The 27,000-nt window shown below is 62.2% G+C and carries 29 protein-coding genes, 1 tRNA gene and 1 other RNA gene; 13 read left to right on the top strand and 18 right to left on the bottom strand.

The window, feature by feature from the left end; translation table 11 throughout:
• Positions 1 to 3: 3 nt before the first annotated feature.
• Positions 4 to 1,416, top strand: a complete 1,413-nt coding sequence (locus tag K1X12_RS08425; protein WP_220987162.1) for a flavin monoamine oxidase family protein — start codon at positions 4 to 6, stop codon at positions 1,414 to 1,416.
• Between the two features lie 73 nt (positions 1,417 to 1,489).
• Here K1X12_RS08425 and K1X12_RS08420 read toward each other — a convergent pair whose 3' ends face one another.
• Positions 1,490 to 3,946 (bottom strand): TonB-dependent receptor, encoded by a 2,457-nt coding sequence (locus K1X12_RS08420; protein WP_220987161.1) that lies wholly within the window; start codon positions 3,944 to 3,946, stop codon positions 1,490 to 1,492.
• 171 nt (positions 3,947 to 4,117) lie between these two features.
• On the opposite strand from K1X12_RS08420, the gene K1X12_RS08415 reads away from it, so the two are divergent.
• The gene (locus tag K1X12_RS08415) at positions 4,118 to 4,624 is read left to right on the top strand and encodes a DUF3598 domain-containing protein (protein WP_220987160.1); all 507 of its coding nucleotides are present in this window, start codon (positions 4,118 to 4,120) and stop codon (positions 4,622 to 4,624) included.
• 83 nt (positions 4,625 to 4,707) lie between these two features.
• Here K1X12_RS08415 and K1X12_RS08410 read toward each other — a convergent pair whose 3' ends face one another.
• Positions 4,708 to 5,610 carry a DUF1838 family protein gene (locus K1X12_RS08410; RefSeq protein WP_220987159.1) on the bottom strand — a complete coding sequence of 301 codons (903 nt, stop codon included), beginning with the start codon at positions 5,608 to 5,610 and terminating at the stop codon, positions 4,708 to 4,710.
• Between the two features lie 123 nt (positions 5,611 to 5,733).
• Complete coding sequence (locus K1X12_RS08405) at positions 5,734 to 6,681, bottom strand: hydroxymethylglutaryl-CoA lyase (protein WP_220987158.1); 948 nt, start codon at positions 6,679 to 6,681, stop codon at positions 5,734 to 5,736.
• 112 nt (positions 6,682 to 6,793) lie between these two features.
• On the opposite strand from K1X12_RS08405, the gene K1X12_RS08400 reads away from it, so the two are divergent.
• Positions 6,794 to 7,984 (top strand): CaiB/BaiF CoA transferase family protein, encoded by a 1,191-nt coding sequence (locus K1X12_RS08400; protein WP_220987157.1) that lies wholly within the window; start codon positions 6,794 to 6,796, stop codon positions 7,982 to 7,984.
• Between the two features lie 62 nt (positions 7,985 to 8,046).
• Here the strand turns inward: K1X12_RS08400 and leuD are convergent, their stop codons facing one another.
• Positions 8,047 to 8,670, bottom strand: coding sequence for a 3-isopropylmalate dehydratase small subunit (leuD, locus tag K1X12_RS08395; protein ID WP_220987156.1), 624 nt, complete (start codon positions 8,668 to 8,670; stop codon positions 8,047 to 8,049).
• Positions 8,670 to 10,061 carry a 3-isopropylmalate dehydratase large subunit gene (locus K1X12_RS08390; RefSeq protein ID WP_220987155.1) on the bottom strand — a complete coding sequence of 464 codons (1,392 nt, stop codon included), beginning with the start codon at positions 10,059 to 10,061 and terminating at the stop codon, positions 8,670 to 8,672. Before K1X12_RS08390 ends, leuD begins: the two co-directional genes overlap by 1 nt.
• A gap of 228 nt (positions 10,062 to 10,289) precedes the next feature.
• On the opposite strand from K1X12_RS08390, the gene K1X12_RS08385 reads away from it, so the two are divergent.
• A complete protein-coding gene (locus tag K1X12_RS08385; protein ID WP_220987154.1) occupies positions 10,290 to 10,628 on the top strand; it encodes a PilZ domain-containing protein in 339 nt (112 codons plus the stop codon).
• A gap of 80 nt (positions 10,629 to 10,708) precedes the next feature.
• Here K1X12_RS08385 and K1X12_RS08380 read toward each other — a convergent pair.
• Positions 10,709 to 10,783 (bottom strand) — tRNA-Gly (locus K1X12_RS08380).
• Between the two features lie 101 nt (positions 10,784 to 10,884).
• Positions 10,885 to 11,349, bottom strand: a complete 465-nt coding sequence (locus K1X12_RS08375; RefSeq protein ID WP_220987153.1) for a winged helix-turn-helix transcriptional regulator — start codon at positions 11,347 to 11,349, stop codon at positions 10,885 to 10,887.
• A 137-nt stretch (positions 11,350 to 11,486) separates the two neighbouring features.
• On the opposite strand from K1X12_RS08375, the gene K1X12_RS08370 reads away from it, so the two are divergent.
• The 4 genes from K1X12_RS08370 (at position 11,487) to K1X12_RS08360 (ending at position 14,576) form a co-directional block, all read left to right on the top strand.
• Positions 11,487 to 12,599: an esterase-like activity of phytase family protein gene (locus K1X12_RS08370; RefSeq protein ID WP_220987152.1), complete on the top strand. Its 1,113-nt coding sequence runs from the start codon at positions 11,487 to 11,489 to the stop codon at positions 12,597 to 12,599.
• Between the two features lie 52 nt (positions 12,600 to 12,651).
• A non-coding RNA gene (ssrS, locus tag K1X12_RS17285) (6S RNA) lies at positions 12,652 to 12,810 on the top strand.
• 49 nt (positions 12,811 to 12,859) lie between these two features.
• A complete protein-coding gene (locus K1X12_RS08365) occupies positions 12,860 to 13,483 on the top strand; it encodes a 5-formyltetrahydrofolate cyclo-ligase (protein WP_220987151.1) in 624 nt (207 codons plus the stop codon).
• Between the two features lie 76 nt (positions 13,484 to 13,559).
• A complete protein-coding gene (locus K1X12_RS08360; protein WP_220987150.1) occupies positions 13,560 to 14,576 on the top strand; it encodes a family 16 glycosylhydrolase in 1,017 nt (338 codons plus the stop codon).
• Here K1X12_RS08360 and K1X12_RS08355 read toward each other — a convergent pair.
• Positions 14,566 to 14,895 carry a DUF1476 domain-containing protein gene (locus K1X12_RS08355; protein ID WP_220987149.1) on the bottom strand — a complete coding sequence of 110 codons (330 nt, stop codon included), beginning with the start codon at positions 14,893 to 14,895 and terminating at the stop codon, positions 14,566 to 14,568. The two genes, K1X12_RS08360 and K1X12_RS08355, sit on opposite strands and share 11 nt — an antisense overlap.
• A 182-nt stretch (positions 14,896 to 15,077) precedes the next feature.
• On the opposite strand from K1X12_RS08355, the gene purC reads away from it, so the two are divergent.
• The 5 genes from purC to K1X12_RS08330 all read left to right on the top strand — a co-directional run bounded on the left by purC (position 15,078) and on the right by K1X12_RS08330 (position 18,193).
• On the top strand, positions 15,078 to 15,857 hold the full coding sequence (gene purC / locus K1X12_RS08350) for a phosphoribosylaminoimidazolesuccinocarboxamide synthase (protein ID WP_220987148.1): 780 nt from the start codon (positions 15,078 to 15,080) through the stop codon (positions 15,855 to 15,857).
• Complete coding sequence (gene purS, locus K1X12_RS08345) at positions 15,857 to 16,099, top strand: phosphoribosylformylglycinamidine synthase subunit PurS (RefSeq protein ID WP_220987147.1); 243 nt, start codon at positions 15,857 to 15,859, stop codon at positions 16,097 to 16,099. The genes purC and purS overlap by 1 nt, the downstream gene beginning before the upstream one ends.
• Before the next feature lie 157 nt (positions 16,100 to 16,256).
• The gene (locus K1X12_RS08340; RefSeq protein ID WP_220987146.1) at positions 16,257 to 16,949 is read left to right on the top strand and encodes a TetR/AcrR family transcriptional regulator; all 693 of its coding nucleotides are present in this window, start codon (positions 16,257 to 16,259) and stop codon (positions 16,947 to 16,949) included.
• A 24-nt stretch (positions 16,950 to 16,973) separates the two neighbouring features.
• Positions 16,974 to 17,780: a lysophospholipid acyltransferase family protein gene (locus tag K1X12_RS08335; RefSeq protein WP_220987145.1), complete on the top strand. Its 807-nt coding sequence runs from the start codon at positions 16,974 to 16,976 to the stop codon at positions 17,778 to 17,780.
• Between the two features lie 98 nt (positions 17,781 to 17,878).
• A complete protein-coding gene (locus K1X12_RS08330; RefSeq protein ID WP_220987144.1) occupies positions 17,879 to 18,193 on the top strand; it encodes a DMT family transporter in 315 nt (104 codons plus the stop codon).
• A 16-nt stretch (positions 18,194 to 18,209) separates the two neighbouring features.
• On the opposite strand, the gene K1X12_RS08325 is transcribed toward K1X12_RS08330, so the two are convergent.
• From K1X12_RS08325 to K1X12_RS08280, 10 genes are all read right to left on the bottom strand, one after another.
• A complete protein-coding gene (locus K1X12_RS08325; protein WP_220987143.1) occupies positions 18,210 to 18,404 on the bottom strand; it encodes a hypothetical protein in 195 nt (64 codons plus the stop codon).
• Positions 18,405 to 18,658: 254 nt separating this feature from the next.
• Positions 18,659 to 19,147, bottom strand: a complete 489-nt coding sequence (locus K1X12_RS08320; RefSeq protein ID WP_220987142.1) for a DNA-deoxyinosine glycosylase — start codon at positions 19,145 to 19,147, stop codon at positions 18,659 to 18,661.
• Positions 19,148 to 19,164: 17 nt separating this feature from the next.
• Positions 19,165 to 19,524 carry a HesB/IscA family protein gene (locus K1X12_RS08315; protein WP_220987141.1) on the bottom strand — a complete coding sequence of 120 codons (360 nt, stop codon included), beginning with the start codon at positions 19,522 to 19,524 and terminating at the stop codon, positions 19,165 to 19,167.
• A 35-nt stretch (positions 19,525 to 19,559) separates the two neighbouring features.
• Positions 19,560 to 19,943 carry an SUF system Fe-S cluster assembly protein gene (locus K1X12_RS08310; protein WP_220987140.1) on the bottom strand — a complete coding sequence of 128 codons (384 nt, stop codon included), beginning with the start codon at positions 19,941 to 19,943 and terminating at the stop codon, positions 19,560 to 19,562.
• Between the two features lie 8 nt (positions 19,944 to 19,951).
• Positions 19,952 to 21,187: a cysteine desulfurase gene (locus tag K1X12_RS08305; RefSeq protein WP_225907920.1), complete on the bottom strand. Its 1,236-nt coding sequence runs from the start codon at positions 21,185 to 21,187 to the stop codon at positions 19,952 to 19,954.
• The gene (locus K1X12_RS08300; RefSeq protein ID WP_220987139.1) at positions 21,172 to 22,395 is read right to left on the bottom strand and encodes a SufB/SufD family protein; all 1,224 of its coding nucleotides are present in this window, start codon (positions 22,393 to 22,395) and stop codon (positions 21,172 to 21,174) included. Before K1X12_RS08300 ends, K1X12_RS08305 begins: the two co-directional genes overlap by 16 nt.
• Positions 22,392 to 23,153, bottom strand: a complete 762-nt coding sequence (sufC, locus tag K1X12_RS08295) for a Fe-S cluster assembly ATPase SufC (RefSeq protein WP_220987138.1) — start codon at positions 23,151 to 23,153, stop codon at positions 22,392 to 22,394. Before sufC ends, K1X12_RS08300 begins: the two co-directional genes overlap by 4 nt.
• Positions 23,154 to 23,419: 266 nt before the next feature.
• The gene (locus tag K1X12_RS08290) at positions 23,420 to 24,130 is read right to left on the bottom strand and encodes a hypothetical protein (RefSeq protein WP_220987137.1); all 711 of its coding nucleotides are present in this window, start codon (positions 24,128 to 24,130) and stop codon (positions 23,420 to 23,422) included.
• A gap of 91 nt (positions 24,131 to 24,221) precedes the next feature.
• Positions 24,222 to 25,784 (bottom strand): Fe-S cluster assembly protein SufB, encoded by a 1,563-nt coding sequence (sufB, locus tag K1X12_RS08285; RefSeq protein ID WP_220987136.1) that lies wholly within the window; start codon positions 25,782 to 25,784, stop codon positions 24,222 to 24,224.
• Positions 25,784 to 26,929 (bottom strand): cysteine desulfurase family protein, encoded by a 1,146-nt coding sequence (locus tag K1X12_RS08280; RefSeq protein ID WP_220987135.1) that lies wholly within the window; start codon positions 26,927 to 26,929, stop codon positions 25,784 to 25,786. Before K1X12_RS08280 ends, sufB begins: the two co-directional genes overlap by 1 nt.
• Between the last annotated feature and the right edge of the window lie 71 nt (positions 26,930 to 27,000).

Here is a 27,000-nt window from a genome sequence, read left to right as displayed (position 1 = left end):
AACATGTTTATGTCACGCCGCCGCTTTGCACTGCTGTCAGGTGCAGCAATGCTCTCCGCTTGCGCACCCGCGCCCGCCAAAGGCCGAAAGGACGCCGCCGATGTGCTTATTCTGGGCGCTGGCCTGTCAGGGCTGCACGCCGCGCGAATGCTTGTGGCCGCCGGCATGAGGGTTCTCATCCTGGAGGCTGACACGCGGGCAGGCGGAAGAATCCTCACGCTGGACGATGTTCCGGGCCTTCCGGAGGGCGGCGGCCAGCAGGTTGGCCAGACCTATGCGCGTATTCGCAAGACAGCGCTGGATCTCGATGTGCCCGTCATTCCCTATCCTCCCCGCCCGCGCGACGCCGCCATCGCCGCCGGTGGCCGTGTGATGCCTGTCTCCGACTGGGCCGCCGCGCCGGAAAACCCGCTGCCCGGCCCGTTCCGCCCGCTCACGCCCTCTGCTGCCCTTATGGTCGCCGCCGGCCGCGCCAATCCGTTTGCCGACAATTACGCCTGGCGCGAGATCGCTGCGGCAGACGACATTTCCGCCGAGGCGTTCCTCGCCGGGCTCGGCTTCGATACGGCCTCCCTTGCGCTCATGGATAGCTCGCTCAACGGCAACAGCCTGGACACCTACTCCATCGCCAATCTCTGGCGCACACTGACCCTCTATGCAGAAGACGCATCCATCGGCCCGTCGGAACGCATCACCGGCGGCTCCTCCCGCCTGACGGAAGCGATGGCCGCCAGCCTGCCGGGCGAGGCCATCCGCCTTGAAACGCCCGTCACCGCCATTGCCGAGCGCGGCACCCATGTCGAGGTCACCGCCGGCGGGCAGGTCTACACCGCGCCTTTCGCCATCTGCACGCTGCCATTCCCGGCCCTGCGCCGTCTCGATGTCCAGTTTGCCGAAGCTGATCCGGCTGCAGAGGTCCGCCGCGCCGCCATCGCGGGCCTGCCTTACACCCGCATCCATCAAGTCCACGTCGTTCCCGAGACGCGCTATTGGGAAACTGATGGCCTCCCGGTCGAGATGTGGACCGATGGCCCCATCGAGCGGGTCTTCGCCAATTTCGATGAGGCAGGCGATGTCGCCAGCCTCACCTGCTGGATCAATGGCAACGGCGCCGATCCCGCCCGCAGCGATGCCGACTGGTTTGCCGTGGCGAATGCTGAGTTTCAGCGCCTGCGGGGAACATCCGTTCGCGGCGTCCGTGTCGTGCGGTGGGATGAAACTCAGCCCCGCGCGGGCGGCGCATACATGCATTGGGCGCCCGGCCAGATCGGCGCCTGGGCCGGCAAGATGGGCGCGCCCTCTGGCCGTCTGCATTTCGCCGGTGAACATCTCTCCTTCCTGCATACAGGGATGGAGGGCGCGATGGAGTCCGGCGAGCAGGCCGCCCACGCCGTCCTCGAAACAGCTCAGCTCTAACGCGCCATCAGACGCAAAAGAAAAGCGGCGCCGGGGATCAACCCGGCGCCGCTCTTTTTTCATCCGTATCCAATCAGAAGCGGACGCGCAGTTCCGCGCCGAATTGCGGGCCACGGCGCAGCGAGCCGAAATAGGCACGCGGTGCTCCGCGGGAGGCCGTCGCCGGTGCAATGTTCGGGCTGAACCCGGCAGAGAAATATGGCCCCTGCAGCCAGCGCGTCGCCATCGTGATGGAGTCTTCATCCGTGATGTTCTGGCCGTAGGCCGAAAGCGTCCACTTGTCCGTCTCGAAGCCGAAGCGCGCGCCCAAAAGCAGGGCATCTCCGGTTTCTGCGGCATTGTGGATCTGCACGAACTTCGAGCTTTCATACGACAGATCGCTCGACACGAAGAAGTCAGAGCCAAACGGGCCGGCTTCGCGGAAGTCGAGGCGCACAAAGGCGCTCGCCTGATGCTCCGATGTCAGAGGGAACGTACGGCCCGCAATATTGCAGCTTGCCGGACCGGAGCCAGGGAACAGCGCGGTGTAGTCGACGCCCGTCTGGTTTGCCGGATCGGTGAAGTTCCCGCCCCCCGAAGACATGATCCACTCATCGGCATCGCAGCCTTCGGTGAACTTCGCATCGGTCCAGGCATAGGTCACGCCGCCGCTGACAATCTCGTTGAACGCGCCCTGCAGGTCGAGTTCGAGACCCTTGATCTCGCCAGCGCCCTGGTTAGTGGCGATCGAGTTGATCGCGCCAGACGTTGCCGCCACAGCCGAGGTCAGCTGCACATTCGTCGCATCGGTGAAATAGCCCGCCAGCGACAGGTTCCAGACGCCGAGACCAACATTCGGCAGGGGCGTCTTGATGCCAAGTTCGAAGTTATCGGACTCTTCCTGGTCATAGGTCGGCATGCCGACTGCTTCCCCGATGGCGCCATTGATGCCGCCGGGCTTCACGCCCTGCGCGAACACGCCGTACACGGTGCCGCCATTGGTCAGGTTATAGTCAACCGTCAGGCGCGGGGTGAACTTGCTGTAGGAAACTTCCGGCGTCGCTGTCGATGTCCGGTCGGTCTTGGTTTCCTCCGCATACCGCCCTTCCAGGGTCGCTGTCAGGCGGTCGGTGAAGTCAAACTCAACGAGACCGAAGATCGCTTCGTTGCGGACAGTCCGCTTGCCGGTGTCAACTGCACGGCCAGCAGGATCGGCAAACGTAATATCACCCTCAAGCAGAATCTGGTCGTAGAGATACACGCCCACCATGCCCCGCAGGCGCTCGTCCTGCGGCGTCGCGAGCTGAAGCTCCAGGCTGTAGTCCTCAACATCCTTGCGGGTGGTGTTCGCGAAGAAGGGCTCATTCGTCGGACCGGCAAGGAAGAAGTTCACCGACGAGTGGTCGGAATCGTACCCCTGCTTGTTGTGCTCTTTGGAGTAACCGCCGAGCAGGCTCAACTCCCAGCCCGAATCGCCGAAGCGATAGGTCGAGACCGAAGACGCCACCCACAGGTCGCGCAGGATGCCGTCAAACGCCGTTCCGTCGCCAAGGCCGTATGCGCCAGCCATGAACGGGAAGGTCGAGTTCAGCGGGACGCCCGGAATGAGGTTTGGAACACCATCGGCATCGACACCGGAGTTCACGGCAACCTGGCCCGGCTTGATTACGCCGCAATAATACTGGTTGTTGTTGGTGCTGCCCGACATCGCCCAATAGGCCAGCGAGCGATAGCCCGGCATACAATTGTTCTCTTCCGCAGACTGAAGGAACAGCGGCAGCACGCCGTCACGGTCTTCCGAATAGCTCACCCGCAGGCGCGAATCGAAGGAAGATGCCGGCGACCAGTCGAGCACACCGGCCAGGCTTGTCGTCTTCTCCTGGCCAACCAGTTCGCCCGTCACCGCATTGCGGAATTCACCGCCATATTCATAGTCGCGGAAGCTCAGGCGCCCGGTCAGGCCCGGCAGCAGCGGGCCGGCGATCGACGCAGCATATTCGGAAGTGTCGTTATTGCCAAAGCGCGCCTTGGCGGTCGCCTCGAACTCTTCGGCCCCGCCTTTGGTGATGAAGTTGATCGCGCCGGCATAGGTGTTGCGGCCGTAAAGTGCCGATTGCGGCCCCTTGATCACCTCAACGCGCTGCAGGTCATTCGGGTCGAGGTTCTGGATCGATCCGGAATAATAGACGCCGTCGATGAAGTAAGCCGTGCCGGACTCGACACCGAACTGCACGCCCGCGAGCACGTTCGACTGGCCCCGGATGACCGGGCGCTCCGTTGAGCGGCCAAATGCCTTGGAGAAGGACAGGCCCGGCGTGAAGCGCGCGATATCATCGACCGATTGCAGTTGAAGGTCTTCAATCGCAGTTTCGCTGAACGCGCTGACGGCGACGGGCGCTTCCAGCAGCCCCTCGTCCTTCTTGCGCGCGCTGACGACGATCACGTCCTGCTTAAGCTCGGTCTCTTCGCTCGCTTCCTGCGCAAAGCCGGGGGATGCCTGAACGGTCATCGCCAGTGCAGCTGCGCCTGCCAGTAATAGTGTCTTCTTCATCGTCGGATCTCCCCGCTGCGTCACTCTGTTCCTCGACAGGAACACTAAATGATATACCATTTACAGTCTGTCGCGTTTTTAATCTTGGCAAGTCCTTTTCCGTGGGCAGACGAGATTATTTTGACATCCGCGTGACATTCGAGGCACAGTCGGTCCAGAAATGAGGCATCCATGACGAACACCATCACATCTGCAGAGCTGAAAACGCTCATGCCCCTCCTCGCCCGGCATGAAGGCGTGTGGGAAGGGGTCTACCGTTACTATGATGCAGCCGGAAACAAGACGGACGAGCACGCTTCGCGCCTGCTCTGCCGTTTTCCCGAAACCGGGCCTGCTTACCACCAGACGAACTTTTACAAATGGTCCGACGGCCGCACCGAAATCCGCGATTTTCCGGCGAACATCGTCAATGGCCGCATCGCCTGGGACAATGAGCTGATCATTGGCTGGGCTGCGGACGTGCCGCTCGACGACTTCAAGCGCACGACGATGCTCAACTGGACCCGAACGGGCGAGCCAGACCTCTACCTCTACGAAATGATCCAGCTGTCCGACGACGGAAAATCCCGCTCGCGCACCTGGCAGTGGTTCAAGAAAGACCGCCTGTTCCAACGTACACTGATCGACGAGACCTTCATCTCGCACGACTGGAAGTCCTACGACGGCAAGACCTTCTGAACCTTCCCCCCCCCGCGACAGACAAGGCCGGAGCATCGCTCCGGCCTTTCTTTTTGAGGATTTATTCCTTTTTATTCAGTACGTTACCGTTCTGGATTCTGAATATCGCCGTTGCGGATTCCCTGATAGTAGATCCAGCTTGTCATATTCGGACGCGCGTCGCCGGCCGGTGGCGGGCTGGCATATTCGGGATAGTGCGCAGCGATTTCCGCCTTCATCGTTTCGGAAACTTCGTCATAGCTGGCGATCTTGCGGCCGGAAGTGTGGATATACATCACGCCCTCCCGTCCGTTCATCATCATCCAGGGCAGCCAGTCGGCAATGCGCGTCCAGGCGACAGTCGCCTTGGCAGAAGTTACCTTCGGATCAAGCAGCTCGGACGAGTCGCCGAAGAAGTTGAACAGCTCCGTCGCGTGATACGTCCCGCCAATTTCTTTCTGGTATTCGCCTGCCAGCGGGTTGGGATACCAGAGCGGGAAGGTCGAGCGCATCCACCATGCCGGGCCGCTGACGACACCGCCCCAGCTTGCAGGCTTCCCATCGCGGCCCACTTCATAGGACTTGAAGTTCACCGGATCGTTGGCAACGTGCAGAACTTCCAGCGTTTCGCCTGTCCACGGATTATTCCACGTTTTCAACACTTCGCCGGTGTCTTTATCCTTGTAGAGAAGGATTTCGCGAGAGACCAGCTGGTAGCCCTTCACGCCCGCCTCATTGGTGATCGCGGCGCAGGCGCGGATGTTGTAGCCTTCGACATCAAACAGATGGATGTCTTTCTCGCCCTGGCGGCGGGAGAAGGTCTCGCCCTCCCACCAGAAAATTGCGGGCTCATTATCAACCGTCGAGCATTGCACCTTGCGGGCAAGGGTCAGCGCATCGGCCGGGTTTGCGGCATTGAGCTTGGCGCCCTGCGCTTCGCTGAGCGAGGCACAAGCGGACACGAGGATCGCCGCAGCGACGAGTGCGGTCTGGCGGATGTAGAGCATCGGTTCCCCTTATTTGGTATATCTTTTATTGTTATATCTTTTGCATCTCACAAGTCCGGCGCGCCGCCAAGCACCAGATTATGCTGCCGTGCAAAAATTCTTGGCAGCAAAGCGGACGACCGCTCAGTGCGCCGCCGCCGCCCTCACCGGCTCGCCCTTGTAGCCGAGCGGCAGGCCCGCGCGCGGCGTGAAGCCGTAAAGCTCTTCCTCAGGCAACGCCGTCGTCACGATCTCGCGCGTTGCCATCAGCTTGCGCAGGTCGATGCCGGTTGAGATGCCCATCGCCTCGAACATGAACACCATGTCCTCGGTCACCACATTGCCGCTCGCGCCCGGCGCCGTCGGGCACCCGCCCAGCCCGCCGAGCGAACCATCGAACGTCGTGATGCCTTCCTCATACGCGGCCAGTGCATTGGCCAGGCCCAGCCCGCGCGTATTGTGCAGGTGAACGCCCGTCAGGTTCTCGGCGCCCACCACCGCGCGCACCGCGCGGATCAGGCGCTTCACAGAGGCCGGGTCGCCATATCCCGTCGTGTCCGACAGGCCGACCTCATCACAGCCCGCCGCCATCAGCCGCTCGGCGCAGCGCAGGATCACAGCGTCCGGAACCGGCCCTTCCAGCGTACAGCCAAAGGCGGTGGAGAGTGATCCTTCAAAATGCGGGCGCTTGCCTTCCGGCGTCTGGCCGATCAGCTCGGTAATCGCGGTCGCTTCCTCGATCACCTGGTCATGCGTGCGGCGGATGTTGCGCAGCGAGTGCGTCTCGGAAACCGACATCGGCAGCGTAATCTTGTGCGCCCCGCCGGCAATCGCGCGCTCTGCGCCTTTCAGGTTGGGCACCAGCACCGCCACCGTCAGGCCGGGAATCGTCACGGCAAAGTCGAGGATCTCCCCGGTATCGGCCATCTGCGGCAACAGCTTGGGAGAAACAAACGAGCCAATCTCGATTTCGGTCACGCCCGCCTCGGCCAGCGCCGCAATCCAGCGCTTCTTCTCTGCCGTCGGCATGATCGCCTTGCAGTTCTGGAGCCCGTCACGGGGGCCAACTTCGCTGATCAAAACGCTGCTCATCGAATTCCACCTAAATAGTTATATCAATTCATGCACACTCAACTTGAAAAGATATATCATTTGGGCAACTAATAGCAATCATCAGGGTCAGGCAGTTCAGGGAGTAACAGGCATGAGTAAGACGGGCGGACCGCTGTCTGGGCTACGCGTGCTTGAATTCACCCATATGGTCATGGGCCCGGCAGCCGGCCTCGTGCTGGCCGATCTTGGCGCCGAAGTGATCAAGGTCGAGCCCATCGGCGGCGACAAGACGCGCAATCTGCGCGGCTCGGGCGCTGGCTATTTCCCGATGTATAACCGGAACAAGAAAAGCCTCGCCATCGACCTGAAATCCAAGGAAGGCAAAGCCATCGCCCTCGCCCTTGCCGAGAAGGCCGATGTCTTCATCGAGAATTTCCGCCCCGGCGCGCTCGATGCCCTCGGCTTTGGCTATGGCGATCTCTCCGCCCGCAATCCGCGCCTCATCTACTGTTCGGAAAAAGGCTTCCTCGACGGTCCGTATTCTCAGCGAACTGCGCTCGATGAAGTCGCCCAGATGATGGGCGGCCTTGCCTATATGACCGGCCCGCCCGGCCGCCCGCTGCGCGCTGGCGCCTCGGTGATCGACGTTACTGGCGGCATGTTCGGCGCCATCGGCGTGCTCGCCGCAATTGCCGAGCGTCACACCACCGGCAAGGGCCGCCATGTCACGGCCTCGCTGTTTGAAACCACCGTCTTCCTCGTCGGCCAGCATATCGCCCAATACGCCGTCACCGGCTCTCCCGCCGCGCCGATGCCCGCGCGCGTGTCGGCCTGGGCCGTCTATGATGTGTTCGATGTCCAGGGCGATGAAAAAGTCTTCGTCGGCGTTGTCTCCGATGGTCAGTGGGCGTCCTTCTGCAAGGCGTTCGGCCTGGATGACTGGGCGAATGACGCCTCCCTTGCCGGCAACAATGATCGCGTCGCCAAGCGCGAGACCATCCTGCCGCGCCTGCGCGAGCTGTTCGCCGGCTACACCAAAGACGCGCTGATGGAAAAGCTGGAGCAGGTCGGCCTGCCCTTCGCGCCCATCCAGAAGCCGGAAGACCTGCTCACCGATCCCCACCTGCTCGCGGGCGGCGGCCTGCTGGATATGCAGCTGCCCGAAGGCCCGCGCGTCTCGCTGCCCGCGCTGCCGATCACATTGGACAATGAGCGCCCTGGCCTCAGCATCGATCCACCGAAAATCGGTGCGCATTCGGAAGAAATCCTGGGCGAGCTTGGCCATTCGGGTGAGGCGATTGCAGATCTCGTCCGCCGCGGCCTCGTGCAGACGACAGCCTGAGATCCGGCGCGCCAAGGCCATCGGCGCGCCTCCATCATCCGTCGTTCTCCGGAAACTTTCCGTCAGCCTGCGGCGTAAACCCAGGGGCGCGCCTTGCGGTCTGCATCAAGGAAGTCCTCAATCTGCGGCGCCTCTTTCAGCGTCAGGCCGATCGGGTCCAGCCCTTCCAGCAACAGGCGCTTGGGATAAGGCGCAATCTCGAATGTTCCGGTCCAGCCGGGCACAGCCTCGGTCGTCAGGCTCTGGCTCGCCAGGTCGATGCTGAACACCGCCCCGCCCGCCTCTCGCGCCAGCATGTCCACTTCATCGGCCGGCAACGCAATCGGCAGAACGCCATTGCGCAGGCAGTTGCCATGGAAAATCTCGCCGAAGGATTTGGCGATCACGGCGCGAATACCATAATCCATCAGGGCCCAGACGGCATGTTCGCGCGAAGATCCGCAGCCGAAATTGGTGCCGGAAATCAGCACGGACGTGCCCGCCTGCCCGGCCCGGTTCAGCACGAAATCCGGCGCCGGTTCCCGCCCGCCCGGCTCGGTATAGCGCCAGCCTGCAAATAGCCCCTCGCCCAACCCGTCCCGGCTCACGGTTTTCATCTCCCGCGAGGGGATGATCTGGTCAGTGTCCACATTGTCCACCAGCAGGGCCGCAGCAAGGCCGCGATGAGACTGAAACGCCATGGGCATCAGGCGCCCCCTCCCTCAACCAGAATATCCGCAGGCGCACATATGTGCCCGGCGATGGCAGACGCGGCAACCACTGCCGGGCTCGCCAGATGCGTGCGCACGCCGGGGCCTTGCCGGCCTTCAAAATTGCGGTTGGTGGACGACATCACCCGCGTTCCCGCCGGGAAGGTTTCCCCGCCTGCATAGAAACACATCGCACATCCCGGCTCGCCCCATTCAAAGCCTGCCTCGATGAAGATCTTGTCGATGCCGAGCGCGGCTGCCTCACGGCGCACCGCCTGCGATCCGGGCACGCACACGGCGCGGATGCCCGGCGCCACGCGGCGGCCTTTGAGAATGTCAGCGGCTGCCTTCAGGTCGCTCAACCGGCCATTCGTGCACGAACCGATAAAGGCCCCGCCAATCGGCAGGCCGCGCACGCCGTCGCCCGCCTTCAGCCCCATATAGGCCAGCGCGCGCGGGTCTGCGCCGTCGGGCACGCTGGCGCCAAGGCTCGCGGTATGCTCCGGGCTCGTGCCCCAGCTCACCTGCGGCTGCACGTCGGCTGCGTCCAGAAATATCTCTTCGTCAAATGTCGCATCGGCGTCGCTGCGCAGGCTCGCCCAATGCGCGCGGGCAGCCGCCTCCTGCTCCGCCTGCGGACCAAACGTGCGTCCGCTCACATAGGCCAGCGTCTTCTCGTCCGGCGCGATCAGCGCGGTGAACGCGGCAAACTCCACGGCCAGGTTGCACAGCGTCAGCCGCCCTTCGATCTCCAGCGCGGAAATCGCCTCGCCGGTAAATTCAATGGCGCAGCGCTTGCCCCCGGCGGCGCCATATTGCGCGATCAGATATAGCGCCAGGTCTTTCGCCGTCACGCCCGGCGCCAGTTTTCCGGTCACCGTCACGCGCATCTGTTTCGGCTTCATCAGGCGCAGCGCGCCGGTCGCCATCGCATGTTCCGCGTCGCTGGAGCCAATGCCCCAGGCCAGCGCGCCCAGCGCGCCAAGGCTGCAGGTATGGCTGTCCGGACAGGCGATCGTCAGGCCGGGCAGCGCAATGCCCAGTTCGGGGGCGACCACATGCACGATCCCCTGCGCCGGGTTGTCGGTGTCGATCAGGTGGATGCCCGCCTGCGCGGCCATCGCGCGCGTCTCCACGATAAAGGCTTCGCCGCCGGGGCTGCGGGCTTCGTCCCGGCTGCGCCCGCTGCGGAAGGAAACGATATGGTCCATGATGGCGAACACGCGGCCCGCATCGCGCACGCCATAGCCATTCTCCGCCAGGGATTTCAGCGCAACGCCGCCCGTCCGCTCGTGCAGCAACAGCCGGTCGATGGCGATCAGGTCTTCCCCGTCGCCCGCATCACCGATCCGGTGCATCTCCCAGAGCTTGTCAAACAAAGTCGCCACGAACACCTCAACTACAAAAGATATATCTTTTGAGTTAGTGGCGCAAATGCAATCTGGCGAGCCCTTTTTTCCAATCCCGGCTGCACTCTGTCGCGCGCAGGACTGCAACAAATTCGGGTTTGCAGCGTTGAGCAGTTTTCGCTTCAATGTCGGGGTATCAAATTGCCCGAAAATGAGACATTTTCTAAAGGGACTCAGATTCTCGAAGGAGGCTCGAAAGCGCCCGTGGTGTTTGGCAAGAAACCCACTTCCGTATCGCAGGAGCGGCTTTCCGCCGCCCTCCGCGCAACTGCGCCCTCAGACAAGATCAACTCCATCCGCCGCGGTCCACGCGCGGATCGCAAGTCCACCTGGGCGACATGCGTCCTGGTCTGGGAGCCGCGCGGCCGCGAAGAAGGCGTGTGTGTGGACATCTCCGAAACCGGTGCCCGCATCCGCTTTCGCAACAAGCCGATGATCCCCGGCAAGTTCCACTTCGTCTCCGCCAAGCTCGGCATCAACTTCCCGGCCGAATTCATCCGCCAGGACGGCAACGACGTCGCCATCCGCTTCGTGCCCGGAGAGTGAAGATAGGCAAAACTGCGGGCGGCGCGGTGTGCGCGGCACGGCAATTCATCACCCAATTCTCGATTTGGAGATTTCTTGTCTGGAGCGGGCGAAGAGATTCGAACTCTCGACCCCAACCTTGGCAAGGTTGTGCTCTACCACTGAGCTACGCCCGCATCCGACAATGTGTCCCGCCTCGTCGGCGGAGCGGACGGAATATGCGGGAAGCGGCGCCTTTGCAAGAGCCAATTCAGTGCCCGTCTGCACAAATTGTGAGTTATCCGCGCAGCACCGCCCGGATCTGGTCTGGACGCACCTCGCGCCCGTCCGCATCCACGAATGCGGCGCGAATGGCGCTCTTCGATCCGGCCTTGGTAAAGCTGATCGGAGCCGGCTCGCCCTGGCTCAGCCACACATCGCCCCACTGCGTCAGCCCGATCAGGATCGGGCGCAGCGAAATGCCCTGCGCGGAGAGCACATATTCAGGCCGCGCCCGCTTGCCGGGCACTTTATAAGTGCGCTTGGTCAGCAGTCCGGAATCCACCAGCGTCTTCAGCCGGCCCGACAGCACGGTGCGCGGACATTTCAGCTCGGACTGGAAATCGTCGAACCGGCGCACGCCATAAAGCGCCGCCCGCAAAATCAGCAGCGTCCACCGGTCCCCAATCAGCTCGATGGCACGAGCGAGATTGCAGTTTTCCGGAGGGATAGGCGATCGGCGGGCGAGCGGAATCTGAGTCATGAAGGCGAACCTGTAAGGGTTCGCTTTCGAAATCCAGAGGGGGCCGCACACCTTTTCACGAAATGGTCAGACCTTTGTCATGGGGTCGTCCCCATTCGGGCCCGATAGCGCCTGATGTGATTCTCTGGAGTCTGTTCATGCGTTCCCTTGCGGCCCTTTCGGCGTCCCTCTCGGCCATCCTCATCGCCACCTGCGCGTCGCCGCAGGATGTCGGCGCGGGCACCGGAAACGCTTCAAAAAGCGCCGGAACGACACAAAGCGTCCCCAAAAGTACACAGAATGACACGGTCTGGCGCCTGTCTGACCATCAAAAGGCGCTGACTGACCGCTCCTGTCCTGCCGGTACGCGCCGGCAGGAACCCCTGCCGCTCGACATTTCGGCAACCGCCGTTTCCCTTGGCGAAGAGGCCCAGATCGCCCGCCGCATTCCCGCCAATGCCCGCCTGTCCGGCGCCTGGGAGCTTTCTTCCTCGAACTCCAATTTCGGCGGCCTTTCCGGCCTCGCCCTGCTGCCAGATGGCGGCCTCCTGTCGGTGTCCGATACTGGCATCTTCTTCTGGATCGACCTTGCAGACGGCGCCCCCAGCGGCGGAAAAATCGCTTATATGCAAGGCGCTAACGGCAAGCAGCTGACCGGCAAGACGGAAGGCGACGCCGAAGGCCTGGTCTGGGCCGGTGGCGTGGCGCTGGTCAGTTTTGAGCGTAGCTTCCGCATCGAAGCCTTTGCGCTGGACGCCTGTGGCTCTGCCGCCCGCGCCGCGCAGGTTTCCGCCTTACCGGATCGTCACAATGGCCGGAAAATCGATGAAAATCAGGGCCCTGAAGCGCTGTTCCTTACCCCCGATGGCGCCCTTGGCTTCGGCTATGAAGGCATGCTCTCAGTCTCGCCCCTTGGCCGTGTGCTGGCCGATGGCACGTCCGAATGGGCCGGCCAGATGGCGCCTGCGCCCGCGCTGCATGGGCTCGTTGGCCGAGAGATCGTCGCCCTGCCAGATGGCACGGAGCGCACCTTCGAACTCTTCCGCGCCTGGGACCCCGTTCAGGGTAACCGCATCCGCCTGCAATGGGGCACAGGGGAGGATGAACACCTCACCCTCACCCGTCCGCTGCTGGTGGACAATTTCGAGGGCATCGCCGCCCAGGCCCTTGGAAACAATGAAGTTCGGGTCTGGATCGTGTCGGACAACAACTATTCGGACCAGCAGCGAACCCTGCTCTATTCCTTCGATGTCAAAATCTCACAGAACTGACATCTGCCCCCCGCTTTCCAAAGGCCGGCGGAACCACTAGATTTGATCTGCACAAGGGCTGCGGCGCGCGCGAGGGACTGATCTCCGGCGACCTTACTTACCGTCAGGGGGCTGGCATTCTGGTTGGGACCGTGGTCCTGGCTCATCCGGCGCCCACCTAGTCTCTAGGTCGACGGGAGTGAAATGTGCCCAGCGGCGCTGTGGTTCTTGTGCGTTATTGCCCCTTCCTGCCGCGCCTGCTGGGGTTTAGGAGGGCCGTTATGAGTATCGAAGCCGACAAGACCGAACTCCGCCACCGGATGCGCACCATCCGCGCTGAAGCCGCCGCGCGCGATCCCGATGCCGCCGAACGCCTGGCCGACATCTTCCCGATGAAGCTGCTGGAACGTTATGGCCCGGTCGTGTCCGGCTATGTCGCGGTGAATGAGGAGCTGGACCCATCGCACCTGATGGTCCGCCTCGCCCGCGCCGGCGCAGAGCTGTGCCTGCCGCGCATGGAGGAAACCGGCATCAGCTGGCGCCTCTGGTCGCCCGGCGAGCCGCTGGAGCGCCGCCCCTTCGGCTTATCCGAGCCGCCGGCAGATGCCCCCGTCGCCACGCCCACCCTCGTCCTGACGCCGCTTCTGGCATTCGACACGATGGGTAACCGCCTCGGCTATGGCCGGGGCTATTACGACAAGGCGCTGGAAGCCCTGCGCGCCGAGGGCCGCGCCTTTGCCTGCGCCATCGCCTATGCCGCCCAGCAGATCGACAAGGTGCCCTCCCAGCCGCACGACCAGCCACTGGACTGGGCCGTCACCCCAATCGGTTCTGTGCCTCTGTTCATGATGCGCAATCGCGCCGCTCTGACCACGCCTGCGCCGGACGGTGACGACGCAGCCTGACTCCCACGGGTTTCAGTTAACAAATAGTTGGCGCATAAATTGCTGTTGACGAAGTATTAAGCTTCGGAGGCAGCCCATGACCCGCATCGGCAAAGCTGAGTCAGATATCTGGATCAAGGCGTCCAGCAATATGGATGCGCTGGTGGTGGCCTGCGTAGCGGCCGTTGCCGCGGCCGGGCTCTATGCCCTGACGCCACGCCTGCCGGCGGCGCCCGCTGCCCCCAAACTGCACGCCAGCGTCGAACTACCCGCCCCCGCAAAGCCGGCTCCGCGTGCCCGTTCGTCAAAGCTCAAGCCGCAATTCTATCCTTGGAAAGCGCCCGAAGCCTATGTCCCGGTCCTGCCGGAATCTGCTGCAGTTACGCCAGTTCCCGGCAATCAAAAGGCCATGCTGACGCGGCTTGAAACACCCTGGAGCGACCCGGTGTTCCGGCCCGCAAATTACGAGGTCTCCAACAGTCATTACGGCTGTAATTGGCGTTCGGAAAATGTCGAACCAACCTCCAGCGGCGCCCTGCTCGCCATTCACCGTGTTAAAAAGGGCAGCCAGCCCTGCACCGCCGCCGAAATGCAATCGCCCGGCAATTATAGCTATGGCCGCTATGAAGTGATCATGCGCCCGGCGCGCGGCTCCGGCACGGTGTCGTCCTTCTTCACCTATACAGGCGCCTATTTCGGCGACCCGCATGACGAGATCGACATCGAATTCCTCGGCAAGGACACCACCAAGGTTCACTTCAACTATTTCCGGAAGGGCAAAACCGGCGCGGACGAAGTGTTCGACCTGCCGTTCGATGCGGCGGAAGCCGACCGCCTCTACGCCTTTGAATGGACGCCGGAAGGCATCACCTGGTTCGTTGAGGGTGTGCCCTATTACAAGACACCTGCGCAGGACGCGCGGCTTCCGGTCGCGCCAGGCCGCATCTACATGAACGCCTGGGCCGGGGAAGACTGGATCGACTCGTGGACCGGCCCCAAGACCTACAAGTCCGGGACCGGCGCGCACTATAGCTGCGTCTCTTTTGTGCCGATGGGCGAAACCGGCCCGAGCTGTGGCGACACTTACGTGCCGCCTGTTACGCTCAGCCCTTGATGTCGCTGATGATCTGCTCACGAGCAACCGGCAGCAGGCCAGCCATCTCTTCGCGGATCTGAACGTCAGTGCGGGTAATTCCAGCCTTTTCAAGGTCACCGCGGACCTTGCGGACGACGTCATCGTCGCCAGCCTCTTCCAGATCGGCAATCACAACCGATTTGGCGTAAGCCTCTGCTTCGGCGTCTTTCAGGCCCAGCAGGTCTGCGGCCCAAAGGCCCAGCAGCTTGTTGCGGCGTGCGTTGATCTTGAACTGGGTTTCCTGATCAAGAGCGTAGCGAGCTTCCTCTGCGCGTTCGCGATCGTCGAATGTGCTCATGAAGGGTGCCCTTTCGCTTCTGGCGGTCTGTTTCGGCGCTGATATAGGGTCGATCGGCAGGTGTTCGCAATAATTGTTTCTGACGCAGCTTTGGCGTAACAGTCCGCGCTTGAGGGGAGCGGGCCATATGATTCCCGTTGGCGACGCATTCCCCCAGGAACTTGCAGGAAGGTCCGGTTGAGATGAACAAGCGCCGCGTCATCTACGAAGGAAAAGCGAAAATCCTCTATGAGGGCCCCGAACCGGGTACGCTGATCCAGTATTTCAAGGACGACACAACCGCCTTCGATGCCACCAAGAAGGCGGTGCTCGATGGTAAAGGCGTGCTGAACAACCGCATTAGCGAGTTCATCATGACTCACCTGACGGCGGTGGGCGTCCCGAACCACTTTATCCGCCGCCTCAACATGCGCGAGCAGCTTGTCCGCAAGGTGGACATCATCCCGCTTGAAGTTGTGGTGCGCAATATCGCCGCCGGCTCGCTTTCCAAGCGCCTTGGCATCCCGGAAGGACAGGCCCTGCCGCGCCCGCTGGTAGAGTTCTACTTCAAGAACGACGCCCTGCACGACCCGATGGTTTCGGAAGAACACATCGCCGCCTTCGGTTGGGCGACGGCGCAGGAATACGACGACATCATCGCCCTGGCATTGCGCGTGAACGATTTCATGTCCGGCCTGTTTGCCGCGGTCGGCATTCGCCTCGTCGACTTCAAACTGGAGTTCGGCCGCTGGTTCGAAAACGACCACGACATGCCGCGCATCCTGCTGGCAGATGAGATCAGTCCCGACAGCTGTCGTCTCTGGGACTCCAAGACCGGCGAAAAGCTGGACAAGGACCGATTCCGCCGGGATATGGGCGGCGTGACGGAAGCCTATGCAGAAGTCGCACGCCGTCTCGGCATCATCAAGGAATCAGGCGAGGAGACGGATAACGTCATCCACTTCACCGGGGGCAGCAAATAATGAAAGCGGTCGTTCACGTATCTCTCAAATCCGGCGTGCTGGACCCTCAGGGTAAAGCTGTGGCCGACACCCTGGCCCGCATGGGCTATGGCGAGGTGGGCAGCGCCCGCGTTGGCAAGGTGATCGAACTCGACCTCACCGGCAGCACCGATAAAGCCTCCGCCGAGGCGCGGGTGAAGGAAATGTGCGAGAAGCTGCTCGCTAATACGGTGATCGAATCCTACCGCATTGAGCTCGTCTGAGCGCTGCACGAAACTGGCGATTTAAGGGGCCCTAGCGGGCCCCTTTTTATTTTACACGCCGCTCAACCACACCCGCCCCATTAGTGAGCGATTAATCACTTGCTGTCAGTATAAGGCTATGGTATCCCCTTATGCAGTTTCAAAGGATTGCACTCATATGGCAAGCAAGCCCAGCGCCCCCACCCATGGACGGAAAACGCCAAAGCGTGCGCCGGCTAAGCGGGCCACTCCAAACCCGGCCGACAAGCCGACCGTGAGCCGCAACGATGACGCTGGCCGCCGCCCCCGCGTGCGCGATGCCCGCCCGAAAATCGAGCGCGCTGCGCTGGAATTGTTCGTCAATGTTGGCGTGGACGCCGCCACAACGCGCGAGATTGCCGAGAACGCGCAAGTTTCTGAAGGCGCGCTCTATCGCCATTACAAGGGCAAGGATGAACTTGCCCTCGCCCTGTTTATGGAAACACATAAACGTCTTTCGGTGATGCTGGCTGAAGCGCTGGGAGGACCGGGAAATCTGGACGAAAAGGTGCACGCTGCCGTAGCCGCATACTGCACCCTGGCAGATGAGGATTTCCTGCTCTTTTCCTTCCATCTCGTCTCGCTCAACAAATATCTTCCCTACGACAAACGCCGCGAAGACGATCCGGTTTCGATCACGGAACGGATCATTTCAGGTCTTATAGAGGCTGGCGCCATTCCGGCCGGAGACCCGGCCCTGAAGGCCGCCATGGCGCTCGGCGTCGTGATGCAGGCGGGTCAGAACAAGATCTACAATCGCCTCCCCGGTCCGCTGCTCAAGCACGCCCCGGCGCTGTCTCGCGGCGTGCTTGCTGTTCTCAAGTCCAGCTGACCAATCCCTTTACGGATCATGCCCATGCGCGGAACTCTCTTCCGGATCACTTATTGGATCCTTTCGATATTCTACGTACTGGCCTCGCTGCCATTTCTCGCCTGGCCGGGGCATGGGCCTGTTCGCGCGATCATCAAGAGCTATACCCGCGCCATTAATCTGGCGCTGCGTTATCTGGCCGGCATCCGGAAAGAAGTGCGGGGGCGCGAACGCCTGCCGGAAGGCGCGTTCGTGATCGGCGCAAAACACCAGAGCTGGGGCGATGGATTTCTGATCTATCCGGAAGTGCCCAATCTGGCTTTCGTGACCGGGGACCATCTGGAGCGCTTCCCACTGGTCGGCGGCATCCTGAAAAAGCTCGGCGCAATCGTCATCGACACCTGTGGCGGCGGCGAAAAGAAAGCCTCCTCGCTGGCCAATGGCATGGAGCAGGCACGCGCTGACGGCCGCCGCGTGCTTATCTATCCTGAAGGTCACCTGGCGCCGGTCGGCTATCACTTCCGTTACAAGGCTGGCGTCTGGCATATGGCCGAAGCGATGGGCGCGCCTGTCGTGCCGGTTGCCACGAATATCGGCGTCTTCTGGCAGCAGCAGGAAAAGCCCCGGCGCACGGGTACGGCGATCATCGAGTTCCTGGAGCCGATCCCGCCGGGCCTGCCAAAGGCCGAGTTCATTACCCGGCTCACTGAAGCCGTTGAAGCCCGCACCGCAGAACTCGTGGCCGAAGCAACGGGCGGGCCGGTCAAGCGCGCGCCCCTCATTCCCGACCCGCCCAATGGCTTCGAAGCCTCCCCTACACCGGAAGACCTTGCCGCCTTCAAGAAGGCTTGAGTTTGAAGGCGACTGTCCTATCTAGAGGGCGCACGCAGGAGGACGGCCTCCCCCACACCGGGAACATTTCGGGACGGCCCGCCTAGCGGAGCTATCCCATGCACTGGACCTTTCTCATCATCGCAGGCCTGCTCGAAATCGTTTGGGCGACGGCCATGAAACAGTCCGCCGGCTTTACGCGGCTTTTTCCCACGCTTGTAATGGTCGCCGCGATGCCTGCGAGCTTTGCGCTACTCGCCTTTGCCATGCGTGGCCTCCCGCTGGGCACCGCTTACATGGTGTGGACCGGTATCGGCGCGGTCGGCGCATTCCTGTTTGGCGTCATCTGGTTGGGCGAGCCGGCTACACTGCTGCGCCTGCTGGCTGCAACCCTAATCGCGGGCGGGATCATCCTGATGAAGCTCGCCGGATAATCCCGCCGCGCTGATGTCATTCGTACTGGCCGGTTTCGGAATTGTAGGTCAGCCGCAGATCAACATTGCATAGGAGATCCTTCATCTCGTTCGTGACCTGATCAACCACACCGAGCCGTTTGCAATTGGCATCGATCGTGACCGGCACATTGCCGTCCTCAAGATCGGCTTCACAATCACTCAGCCGGCCCCACCGCTCCCGAAAAACCACAGGAAATCTCGTCCCGCCAACCATCGCCGTTGAGGTCCTGCTGTAAGGGAACGTCACCCATCGAATAGCCGAATGACTGAACCTCGATCACCTACCCACCGGTCTCCGCCATGAGAAAGTCCTTCGGCTCTCCTGGCAGGTCTTCTGTACGCGCGAAACTATAAGCCGCAGCTGCCGGGGCCTCCGCAACCGCCATCGCCTCAGGGGCACCGGCAGACGCTCCCGTCTGTCACTGGCATAGGGCAATCCAACCCTCATCCCAGCAAGGCAGTACGCCAGAGGTGCAGCTTGTTTTCGAGGCTGCGTGCGGCATGGGCGGGGCTTGTAGACGGCAAGATTACGGCCTCCGCGCCTGCTGGCATATGAACAGCGGCATATTTGCGGAAACTGACGGCCGCCTTACCACCATTCAGGCCAATCCGGCGCACATGGGGATGCGCGGCAAAGAAAGTGGCAAAATCATTGGGCACCTCGGCGCGGATATCTGCATCCAGGCTTCCTTCCCGAATGCATAGCTGAAGCACGTCCCAGACTGCCACGCGCCGTTCCTTAAGGCGCGCCAGCCGCATTTCATACGGCAGCTCTGCGCCTGCCCCGAACAGATCCGCCATAATAGGCCAGAAGGCATTTCGCGGATGAGCGTAGTATTGGCCCGCCTCCAGCGAGGCGGCGCCGGGCATACTACCTAGAATCAGGATTTCCGCATCTGGTAAGGCTATCGGAGAAAAACCGCGAACCTGCACCCTGCCAGCACGCTGAACTATTCAGCCGCAGCCGGAACGATCGTGACGCTCTCGCCGCAGCCGCAGGCGTCTGTCTGGTTCGGGTTGCGGAACACGAACTTCTCGTGGAGCAGCGTGGTCTCGTAATCGACCTCACTGCCGAGCAGGAAGAGGACGGCCTTGGCGTCGATCAGAATGGTCACGCCATTGTCCTCGACCACTTCATCCAGAGGCGCAGGCGCCTCGGCATAGTCCATCACGTATTCCATGCCGGCGCAGCCGCCATTCTTCACGCCGACGCGAAGGTAACCCAGGCCGCGCTCGGCCATGATCTCCTTGATGCGCGCAGCGGCGGCATCGCTGAGGCGGACTGGTTTGGGGCGGGGTCGTCTGGCCATGGCTATCAGATAGGGCCGCAGGCCCTCTCCTTCAATCAGAGCATGTTCAGGGCGAGGCGGGCTTCATCCGACATGCGGGAGGCGTCCCACGGTGGATCGAAGGTCAGATGGACCTCCACTTCCTTCACGCCCTCGACGCTCTTGGCGGCATTCTCGACCCAGCCAGGCATCTCACCTGCCACCGGGCAACCCGGCGCCGTCAGTGTCATTTCGACGTCCACCTTGCGGTCGTCGTCGATATCTACCTTGTAGATCAGGCCCAACTCATAGATGTCGACAGGGATTTCCGGGTCGAACACGGTCTTGAACGCAGCAATCAGCGCGTCTGTGATCTGGTCCAGCTCCTCCTGCGGAATCGCCGAAGTCGCCGCAGGATCGCGGACACCGAGCAGGTCTTGGGAGGTCAGATCGTCGGCCATATACGTATTTATACCAGCATCTTCCGGGCTTTGGCGAGCGCTTCAGCCAGCGCATCCACTTCTTCAGCCGTATTATATAGGGCAAAGCTCGCCCGAGCCGTAGCTGTCACGCCTAAATGCTGCATTAAGGGCTGCGCACAATGGTGCCCGGCCCGGATGGCAACGCCGTACCGGTCGAGGATCTGGGCCACGTCATGTGGGTGCGCACCCTGCAGGCTGAACGCCAGAACCGCGCCTTTGCCGGGCGCTTCGCCATGAATGCGGATGCCGTTCACGCTTCGCAAGGCATCCGCCGCGCGGGCATAGAGCGCGTGCTCGTAATTGGCCACCTCAGCCTTGTCGAACTGCGACAGCCAGCCAATTGCCGCGCCGAAGCCAATGGCCTCAAGGATAGGCGGCGTACCCGCCTCGAACTTGTGAGGCGCAGTATTGTAGGTAATCCGGTCGAGTTCGACGACCTCGATCATCTCGCCGCCGCCCTGATAGGGCCGCGCGCGGTCGAGCGCTTCCGCGGTGCCGTAGAGCGCGCCGATGCCCGTCGGGCCATAAATCTTGTGGCCGGTGATCACATACCAGTCGCAGCCTATTGCCTGCACATCCACGGGCAGGTGAACGGCGGCCTGGCTGCCATCAATGAGGATTTCGGCGCCTGCAGCATGCGCGAGCCGGGTGATCGCTTCCACGTCCGTCACAGTACCGAGCACGTTGCTCATATGGGTGATGGCGACCATTCTGGTTTTCGGGCCGATGGCGGCTTGCATGGCGGCCATGTCGAGCGAGCCATCTTCCAGCAAGCCGACCCAGCGCAGCACAGCGCCATGGCGCTCGCGCAGAAAGTGCCACGGCACGATATTGGAATGGTGCTCCATGATGGAGAGCACGATTTCGTCACCCGGCTGAATGCGGGCAGCAAGCGCAGACGCAACGAGGTTGATGCCTTCGGTGGAGCCTTTGGTGAAAATCACATTGTCCGTCGACGGCGCATTGAGGAATGCGCGCACGCTTTCACGCGCCGCTTCAAACGCCTCCGTCGTTTCATTCGCCAGCGTATGCAGACCTCGGTGAACGTTGGCATAAGCCGTGCGCATCTGCCCGGCGAGCGCATCAATCACGGCGTTCGGCTTCTGCGCGCTGGCAGCATTATCCAGATACACCAGCGGATGGCCGTTCACCTCACGCGAAAGGATCGGGAATTCAGCACGAATGGCGGCAAGGTCGAGCGGGCGCGTCATATGGCAAGCCATGCTTTGGCCTCAGCGCGCAAGGCCTCTTCCAGATCACCGGCCTCTTCGAGCGCTTCGGCAATGAACGCTTCCGTCAGCAGGGCCCGCGCTGTTTCCAGCGGAATTCCGCGCTGGCGCAGATAGAACAGCTGGTTGGCATCGAGCGCGCCGGATGTGTTTCCGTGGGCACACTGAACATCGTCCGCAAGGATTTCCAGTTCCGGCTTGGCGAAAACTTCGGCGCCTTCTTCCAGCAGCAGCGCGTTGTGCTGCATGGAGGCATCTGTCTGTTGACCTGCCGTACGCGGGACATGGAACTTGCCCTGGAACACGCCGCGCCCGCCATCGAGCACGGCGCCCTTGGTCACCTGCCGCGTGATGCAGGCAGGCGCGCCATGGCGTACATTGCTGGTGAAATCGATATGGTATCCACCACCGGCGAGATAGGCGGCGTTCAACGTTGCCAGCGAACCAGTCTGCTGGTGCACAAGACGCGTCTCGATCCGGCAGATCCTGGCGCCAAAGGCCAGAACGGTCTGCTTGGTCTCGGCTTCAGCATCCTGATTGATCAGTGCGGTGATCGATTGGGCTTCATCCTTGCCCCCGCGCTGGTAAACGACGCGGTTCAGGCGCGCGCCCGGCTCCAACGTGTATTCCAGCAGCGATGCGGAGAATGCAGCCCCGCCCAAATGGCTTTCGGAGACATGCAGCTGCGCGCCAGCGCGCAAAAGGAACACGACCCGCGCCGCATTGATCGCGCCGGGGCCACTGAAAACCAGATGGAGGCGCGCAGGCACCTTGCCGGTCACCTCAACAAGCAGCGTTGCGGGCGCGTTTTTCGCGCCGGACAGCGCCGCAGCAAGCGCGCCAAGCGGCGCCTCTTCCGCCCCGCCCATCGCCTGCACATCGTCCTTGGCCAGAAGGCGCACGCCCTCAGGAAGCCCCGAAGGCGCCGTGTAGCCTTGAGGGGTAAAGCGTAGGGTTGCGACGCCTTCTGCCACGAGTGGGTCAGCGGCGGGCGCCTGACCGGCAGCGTCCAGCGCGCCGACGCCGGCCTTGAAATCGCTCCAGCGCCAGTTTTCGATGCGGCGATGCGGCAGGCCCGTTTGCGCGAAGGCTTCGAACAGGCGTTCGCGGCGCGGGTCGGCCTTCAGGGCAGCATAGCGCGCGACCAGTTCCAGCTCCGCAACCGTCGGATTACGGATCATATCCTTCAGCGCGGTGCTCACACGGCCTCCGCCAGGACGCCGTCATAGCCTTCCTTCTCCAGCCGCAGCGCAAGCTCCGGACCGCCCGTCTTGATGATGCGGCCCTTGGCCAACACGTGCACCTTGTCCGGTTTGATATGGTCGAGCAGGCGCTGATAGTGGGTGATCACCAGCATGCCGCGCTCTGGCGCGCGCAGGGCGTTCACGCCTTCGGCCACCGTGCGCAGGGCGTCAATGTCGAGGCCGGAATCGGTTTCGTCCAGCACCATGAAGCGCGGTTCCAGCATCAGCATCTGGTAAATCTCCAGACGCTTCTTCTCGCCGCCCGAGAAACCGACATTCACCGGACGCTTCAGCATGTCGGCGTCAAGGTTCAGCAGCTTGGCCACTTCGCGGGATTTCTTGAGATAGTCCGGCGCGGAGATTTCCGGCTCGCCGCGCGCCTTGCGCTGGGCATTCATGGCGGTGCGCACGAACGTCATCACCGGCACGCCGGGGATCTCGACGGGATACTGGAAAGACAGGAACAGGCCCGCGGCGGCGCGCGCTTCCGGTTCCATTTCGAGAATGTCCGCGCCATCCAGCGTCGCGCTGCCGCCAGTGACTTCGTAGCCTTCCCGGCCAGTCAGCACGTAGGACAGGGTCGACTTGCCCGCCCCGTTCGGCCCCATGATGGCATGCACTTCGCCCGCAGGCACTTCCAGAGACAGGCCATTGATGATGGCCTTGGCCTCTTCGCCCTCGCCGACATTGGCGCTCAGATTTTGGATCTTCAACATGGCGGGGATTTAGGGCGCCCTGCGCAGATTTGAAAGCGCAAAGCGCCGAAAACCGGCGTCATGACACATATGAGGGTGGTAAAGAGCTGTCCGCTTCCAGCTCAACCGATGACAGCAGCCAGCAACGGCGCAACAAAGATTGCCGCCACAAGCAGGACGTAGCTGGCAATTTCCTTCAGAAAACCGGACATGACGGAACTCCCTCAGAGGGCCATAGCGGCCCCTTCCGCGTTCCAATCAGCAAGAAATGTGCCTTGTGGCCGGTGTCAGTTCCGGCAAAACCGCGAGGCTTCAGCGTCCCGTGAGAGGCTGAGAATTTCGCAGCGCCCGCCCAGGCGCGGCGCGCGGCTGCCGCGGCTCTTCACGACGGCAACGCTCTCGAGCGCGCCCTTGGCAAGGCGCATATAGGCCGTTTCCCATTCGGCATCGCCTGTCTTGCGGGCTGCCGACATCAAGCCGCCGGAATGAACACGGATCTCTGCCGCCCGGAACACGCCAGCACGCGCGAAATCCCCGTTAACCTGCTGTATCCAAAGAGAATACTCAGGGTTCTGAACACCGGTTGCCAGCGGCATCAACAGGTCCTCACGGCCGTCGCCATTCATGTCCCGCAGGGAAGGGTAGGCATACTCGCCGAAGGTGATCTCCGAAAACTCGGCAATCGGAACGCCAGCTCGAGACGTAACAGAAAAGGTGAGGAAGCCAGACAGGCCAGCCGGACCATCCTCAAGCCGGTCCGACACCGCCGTCACGATCAGGCCAGAACGCGCCTTGAGTTTGCAGGAAATCGGCTGGCCAGTGACGCCGCCAGTGGCGTCCTCAGCAGACCGGCATTCGGGCATCAGGGAAATCGCCGCCAGGCGAGCCCGGCGCATCGCCTGTTCCTGCGGGGCAATACCCGGCGAGGTGCTGCAGGCAGCGGGCAGGATCAGAGCCAGAAGGCCCATAATCGCCGCGAATTTAACCCTGTTCGCCATTACAGCCGTCCCAAAAGGCCCACTATTCAGCAGCCTTTGCAGCAAGAACCATGCCTTCCTGGCTCAGATAGCCGGAGCCGGGCGCGGGCGATTAACCGACGCTGCCCTCAAGGCTGACTTCCAGGAGCTTCTGCGCCTCAACGGCAAACTCCATCGGCAGTTCCTGCAGAACTTCGCGCACGAAGCCGTTTACCAGGAGGGCCACGGCCTGTTCCTCACCGATGCCGCGCTGGCGGACATAGAACAGCTGGTCTTCCGACAATTTGGTGGTGGTTGCTTCGTGTTCGAGCTGCGCGTCGGCGCGGCGGTTCTCGATATAGGGAACCGTGTGGGCGCCGCAGCGATCGCCGATCAGGAGGCTGTCGCACTGAGTGAAATTGCGCGCGCCTTCGGCCTTTTTGTGGATCGAGACGAGGCCGCGATAGGTGTTGTCGGACTTGCCTGCCGAAATGCCCTTGGAAATGATCCGGCTTTTCGTGCGCTTGCCCAGATGGATCATCTTGGTGCCCGTGTCGGCCTGCTGGCGGCCATTCGTGACAGCGATAGAATAGAACTCGCCCACGGAATCGTCGCCCTTCAGCACGCAGGACGGGTATTTCCAGGTGACGGCAGAGCCGGTTTCCACCTGCGTCCAGGAGATCTTGGAGCGCGCGCCACGGCAATCGCCGCGCTTTGTGACGAAGTTGAAGATGCCGCCTTTGCCGTCTTCATCGCCCGGCCACCAGTTCTGGACGGTGGAGTATTTGATCTCCGCATCATCGAGCGCGACAAGCTCGACCACAGCGGCGTGAAGCTGGTTTTCGTCCCGCATCGGGGCCGTGCAGCCTTCCAGATAGGAGACATAGGCGCTGTCGTCAGCGATGATGAGCGTCCGCTCGAACTGGCCGGTGCTCTCGGCGTTCATGCGGAAATAGGTCGACAGCTCCATCGGGCAGCGAACGCCCTTGGGAATGTAGACGAAGGAACCATCTGAAAAGACAGCGGAATTCAGGGTGGCGAAGTAGTTGTCCGAAGTCGGCACAACAGAGCCGAGATACTTCCGGACAAGCTCCGGATACTCATGCACGGCTTCGGAAATCGACATGAAGATGACGCCGGCCTTCTTCAGCTCGTCGCGGAAGGTGGTGGCGACCGAAACGGAATCGAACACGGCATCGACGGCGACACGCGGCTTTTCGCGCGCTGTGGCGGCGGTTTCCGCGGCGCCTTCAACGCCAAGCAGCACTTCAGCTTCCCTCAGCGGGATGCCAAGCTTCTCATAGGTCTCAAGGATTTCCTTCGGAACCTCATCGAGCGACTTGTATTTCGCTCCGGCCTTCGGCGCAGCGTAGTAATAGTAGGCCTGATAGTCGATCTTCGGATACCGCAGGCGGGCCCAATCGGGCTCTTCCATGGTCAGCCAGCGGCGGTACGCCTCCAGGCGCCATTCAAGCAGCCAATCGGGCTCATTCTTCTTGGCGGAGATGAAACGGACGGTATCTTCCGACAGGCCCTTCGGGGCCATGTCCATTTCGATTTCGGTGACGAAGCCGGCAGAATAGTTTTCCGATTCAAGGCGTTTTGCCGCCTCGACCGTTTTTGCATCAATGCCGTCCTTCACCTTCACATCGGTGCAGTCGTCATCATGCTCTTCAATTCCGCCGCAGCATTCCATCACACGGTTTCCTTCAACACAGTTCTCCGGGCAGCCTCGATCCAGGCGTCTGCGACGCGGGTGAAGTCTTCCGGGCGGCTGTTCCAGCCAAAGCTGGTGCGGATCGCCGATTCCGCAAGGGCGTCATCTGCGCCCATGGCCATCAAGACAAGCGATCTTTTCACCTTGCCGGACGAGCAGGCCGAGCCGGCGGAGATGCAGACGCCGGCGAGGTCGAGGGCCATGACCTGCGTTTCGGCGCGGAATCCGGGGCGGGCGAAACAGGATACGCCCGCCAGGCGGGGGCTGCCTTCGCCGATCACGGTGACGCCGCCCTCAGATTTAAGGCGGGCCTCCATCGTGTCACGTAGTGTCGAAAGCGATCCATACTGTGTCAAATTGAGTACGTTTGGGGACATTACGGCCCCAAAACCGGCAATTGCGGCGACATTCTCTGTTCCCGAGCGCAGGCCGCGTTCCTGACCGCCGCCATACTGGACCGCTTTCAGTGGAGCGCCTGCCCGGTGCCAGAGGGCGCCGGCACCTTGGGGGCCGCCAACCTTGTGAGCGGAGAGGGCGAGGTAATCGACCCCCAGCAAGGCGACATTGACCGCGACCTTGCCGAGCCCCTGAACCGCGTCACACACCGTGAGTCCACCCGCCTCGCGTATCAGCGCGGCGGCTTCCGCAACGGGCTGGAGAATGCCGGTTTCATTGTTGGCCAGCATGAGGACCAGGATGGGGGTGCCCTTCAGGGCGCGGTCCCATGAGGCGAGGCGGCTGCGGAGGTCATCAAGGTCCACCTGTCCTATGGGGAGGACATAGGCGGTTTCGACCGGCACGCCGGAATGGGCAGCGGCCTTGGTGGCGGCGTCATGCTCGATGGCGGAGACGATGAGGGTGGCTGCGCCGTTCAGCCCCGCCACAGCGCCCTGAATGGCGAGGGCGAGGGATTCGGTGCCGCCGCTGGTGAAGACGATATCTTCCGCGCGACTGCCAATGGCGGCGCCGACCTGACCGCGGGCCTTCTCCACGATGGCGCGGGCGGCCCGGCCTGCCGAATGCACGGAAGACGGGTTCACCGGCCCAAGATCGAGCGCGGCCAGCATGGCTTCACGGGCCTGCGGCTTCAGCGGAGCGGTGGCGTTATAGTCGGCATAGATCATCACCTGATTATATAGCCTTTTCCAGCCGATCCTGCATCCTGCAGAAAAATTTGCATTTCTCAGGCGACTTG

Origin of the sequence: Hyphomonas sediminis (assembly GCF_019679475.1) — a bacterium.
In the GTDB taxonomy this organism is placed as follows: domain Bacteria; phylum Pseudomonadota; class Alphaproteobacteria; order Caulobacterales; family Hyphomonadaceae; genus Hyphomonas; species Hyphomonas sediminis.
The sequence above is the reverse complement of the archived record's forward strand: the minus strand, read 5'-3'. Positions and strand labels throughout refer to the sequence as shown.

Coding starts and splice junctions, on each gene's coding strand:
- K1X12_RS08425 (WP_220987162.1), top strand. CDS start 4: ATGTTTATGTCACGCCGCCGCTTTGCACTGCTGTCAGGTGCAGCAATG.
- K1X12_RS08420 (WP_220987161.1), bottom strand. CDS start 3,946: ATGAAGAAGACACTATTACTGGCAGGCGCAGCTGCACTGGCGATGACC.
- K1X12_RS08415 (WP_220987160.1), top strand. CDS start 4,118: ATGACGAACACCATCACATCTGCAGAGCTGAAAACGCTCATGCCCCTC.
- K1X12_RS08410 (WP_220987159.1), bottom strand. CDS start 5,610: ATGCTCTACATCCGCCAGACCGCACTCGTCGCTGCGGCGATCCTCGTG.
- K1X12_RS08405 (WP_220987158.1), bottom strand. CDS start 6,681: ATGAGCAGCGTTTTGATCAGCGAAGTTGGCCCCCGTGACGGGCTCCAG.
- K1X12_RS08400 (WP_220987157.1), top strand. CDS start 6,794: ATGAGTAAGACGGGCGGACCGCTGTCTGGGCTACGCGTGCTTGAATTC.
- leuD (WP_220987156.1), bottom strand. CDS start 8,670: ATGCCCATGGCGTTTCAGTCTCATCGCGGCCTTGCTGCGGCCCTGCTG.
- K1X12_RS08375 (WP_220987153.1), bottom strand. CDS start 11,349: ATGACTCAGATTCCGCTCGCCCGCCGATCGCCTATCCCTCCGGAAAAC.
- K1X12_RS08370 (WP_220987152.1), top strand. CDS start 11,487: ATGCGTTCCCTTGCGGCCCTTTCGGCGTCCCTCTCGGCCATCCTCATC.
- K1X12_RS08365 (WP_220987151.1), top strand. CDS start 12,860: ATGAGTATCGAAGCCGACAAGACCGAACTCCGCCACCGGATGCGCACC.
- K1X12_RS08360 (WP_220987150.1), top strand. CDS start 13,560: ATGACCCGCATCGGCAAAGCTGAGTCAGATATCTGGATCAAGGCGTCC.
- K1X12_RS08355 (WP_220987149.1), bottom strand. CDS start 14,895: ATGAGCACATTCGACGATCGCGAACGCGCAGAGGAAGCTCGCTACGCT.
- purC (WP_220987148.1), top strand. CDS start 15,078: ATGAACAAGCGCCGCGTCATCTACGAAGGAAAAGCGAAAATCCTCTAT.
- purS (WP_220987147.1), top strand. CDS start 15,857: ATGAAAGCGGTCGTTCACGTATCTCTCAAATCCGGCGTGCTGGACCCT.
- K1X12_RS08340 (WP_220987146.1), top strand. CDS start 16,257: ATGGCAAGCAAGCCCAGCGCCCCCACCCATGGACGGAAAACGCCAAAG.
- K1X12_RS08335 (WP_220987145.1), top strand. CDS start 16,974: ATGCGCGGAACTCTCTTCCGGATCACTTATTGGATCCTTTCGATATTC.
- K1X12_RS08330 (WP_220987144.1), top strand. CDS start 17,879: ATGCACTGGACCTTTCTCATCATCGCAGGCCTGCTCGAAATCGTTTGG.
- K1X12_RS08315 (WP_220987141.1), bottom strand. CDS start 19,524: ATGGCCAGACGACCCCGCCCCAAACCAGTCCGCCTCAGCGATGCCGCC.
- K1X12_RS08310 (WP_220987140.1), bottom strand. CDS start 19,943: ATGGCCGACGATCTGACCTCCCAAGACCTGCTCGGTGTCCGCGATCCT.
- K1X12_RS08305 (WP_225907920.1), bottom strand. CDS start 21,187: ATGGCTTGCCATATGACGCGCCCGCTCGACCTTGCCGCCATTCGTGCT.
- sufC (WP_220987138.1), bottom strand. CDS start 23,153: ATGTTGAAGATCCAAAATCTGAGCGCCAATGTCGGCGAGGGCGAAGAG.
- K1X12_RS08290 (WP_220987137.1), bottom strand. CDS start 24,130: ATGGCGAACAGGGTTAAATTCGCGGCGATTATGGGCCTTCTGGCTCTG.
- sufB (WP_220987136.1), bottom strand. CDS start 25,784: ATGGAATGCTGCGGCGGAATTGAAGAGCATGATGACGACTGCACCGAT.
- K1X12_RS08280 (WP_220987135.1), bottom strand. CDS start 26,929: ATGATCTATGCCGACTATAACGCCACCGCTCCGCTGAAGCCGCAGGCC.